The organism is Mesorhizobium sp. Arg314 (assembly GCF_053714275.1).
Genome location: NZ_JBSKBP010000300.1, coordinates 1 through 332, shown reverse-complemented (window position 1 = coordinate 332; position 332 = coordinate 1). Strand labels below are relative to the sequence as shown.

The window sequence follows — 332 nt, the reverse complement described above, 5'->3', positions numbered from 1 at the left end:
TAGCCGGAGCCGAGCGAGCGCTTGACGAACAGGCAGGTGCGCGCCTTGTCGACGTCGAGGATCGGCATGCCGTAGATCGGCGAGGACTTGTCGTCGCGCGCGGACGGGTTGGTGACGTCGTTGGCGCCGATGACATAGGCGACGTCGGCCTGCGCGAATTCGGAGTTGATGTCCTCCAGCTCGAACACCTCGTCATAGGGCACGTTGGCCTCGGCCAAGAGCACGTTCATGTGGCCGGGCATGCGGCCGGCGACAGGGTGAATGGCGTATTTCACCTCGACGCCATTGGCCTTGAGCTTGTCGGCCATTTCGCGCAGCGCGTGCTGCGCCTG

1 protein-coding gene is annotated in these 332 nt (G+C 64.8%); it reads right to left on the bottom strand.

Annotated features, from left to right (window positions below):
* Positions 1-332, bottom strand: a 332-nt coding sequence (locus tag ACWGS9_RS36145; RefSeq protein ID WP_454509531.1) for an NAD(P)(+) transhydrogenase (Re/Si-specific) subunit beta, incomplete at both ends; no start/stop codon positions are given.